Source organism: Micromonospora sp. KC721 (genome assembly GCF_004348355.1).
In the GTDB taxonomy this organism is placed as follows: Bacteria; Actinomycetota; Actinomycetes; order Mycobacteriales; family Micromonosporaceae; genus Micromonospora.
The window spans coordinates 1-1,821 of record NZ_SMJY01000372.1 but is presented as its reverse complement, the minus strand read 5'-3'; the positions used below and the strand labels follow the sequence as shown (position 1 = coordinate 1,821).

Here is a 1,821-nt window from a genome sequence, read left to right as displayed (position 1 = left end):
GAACGCCAACGTCTCAACCCGGTCCGCGCCGCAGCCTCCCGCCGAGTCGACCAGATCGGTGCGGTCGCAGGCGGTGTACCCCCACCGGCCACCCGCGATCCAGTACGCACGCAGAGCCACCTCCGCGACGACGAACACGACGCACGACACCGTCCACGGCCAGACCCGGGCACCCGCAGCCGTTCGGGAAGAGCGATCGGCACCCTCCGACACGTCAACCCCCTGGCGAGGGTGTCCCGACGACGTGCTGGCCGCGTGGCCGTACCGCTCCGGAACTCGCACGCGCCAGGGCCGCTGCCTCGCTGTCATCGCCCGACCACCTCGACCGTGGACGGGGTCAACCGGCTGGTCCCGGCCCAGCCCGGTGCCAACACCGGCCACGCCGGCAGCCGCAACCTCCACCCGTGCGGATGCGATCGGTCAACAACTCGACCGACCACCCGAGAACTGACAAGACACCGACTGGCAACCATGAGTCAATGAGACCTGGCGATGGATCGCCCGTCCTCCCCTGGATAAGGGATCACGCTCCCTCCGCTGAGGGAGTGGCGGGGGGACCGGTGGGACGACCGATTCGTCACGCCACCAGGATTCGGTCTCGCGGGGTGTCAGGGGGTTGGGCACCGAGGGCCGGTCGGCCTGAACAGGACGGGCATCCCCACCATGGCACATGTCTGGCCCGCCACCACGCCACCGGCCGACCACCCACCCCCATGATCCAGTTACTCAACGGGCACTGAGGACGTACCCAGCGGACCGCGCGCGGCGTGGGTTGCGGGTGGTCCGGCCCATCGGATCAGCCGCATCGTGGCCTCACCCGCCGTCCACCAGAGACCGAAACGCGGAGTCGCCGCCACCACGGCGACGCTCGCTCTCGCCAGTGCCGGCGTCGCGACCGTGCTGATCCCGCCCACCGCCTTGGCGGCCGACCGCGCGGAGACCACGGGAAACGCCACCCTCGGTGCCACCATCACCCCCAGCACGGTCGACCCACGCCACTGGCGCAGGGGGACCTCCGGCCGGCCCGCTTCGGCGCAGGGCCGAACCCGTGCTGCGACGGAGGATCTCGCCACCCTGCGGGTGCTGGTTCGGGACCGGCTCGGCGCGGCACCGAGCACCGAGCGCGCCAGCTACGCCCTCGCCTTCGATCTGGCCAGCGGCGACCTCACCGTGGTCGCCCTCACCGACGGTGAGGGTACGGCTCAGGTGGCCGCCGGGTCGTACCTGGTGCAATCCTTCGTCGAGACGGTCGAACACGCCGGGATGTCGCTGAGCATGCCGATGGACACTCTGGTGACCGTCGACGGTTCCGCCTCGGCAGTGCTCGACGCCCGCGACACCGCGCGGGTCGGCGCCTCGGTGGACCGCCCCGACGCCCGGCTGGTCGCAGGTACGGTGCAGGTCACGCGCTCCACCCCGGGACAGGAGATCTGGTACGCGGCGGACTTCGACTATCCGGCTGGCCTGTACGTCAAGCCCACCGGCCCGGTCGAAGGACTCGACCTGAACGTCTACGCGGCGTTGAGCCAGAACGGCTCGCGCACCAGCCCCTACCTCTACCACCTGACGTTCGAGGCGGCCGACGGCATCCCCGACCGGCCACAGTTCACCGCCCGGAGCAGGGAACTGGCCGCCGTCTCCATCCGGATCAACGGCCAGAACGCAGGCGGGTGCGGGCGCATCGGCGCCCGGGGCCGCGACCCTGAGCTCCCCGCTGGCTTTGGCGCCTCGGTCACCGTCGGCGCCGTCCCCGGCAGCTACCAGGCGTACTTCACTCCCGGCACCGAGATCCAGTGGACTCCGAGCGCCGAGATCCTCCCC

General features: G+C 71.2%; 1 protein-coding gene. It reads left to right on the top strand.

Going from position 1 to position 1,821, the window contains the following annotated elements; all coding sequences use genetic code 11:
• Positions 1-807 precede the first annotated feature (807 nt).
• Positions 808-1,821 (top strand): hypothetical protein (locus E1182_RS30410; protein ID WP_132271170.1); only part of this gene is annotated, 1,014 nt, incomplete at its 3' end.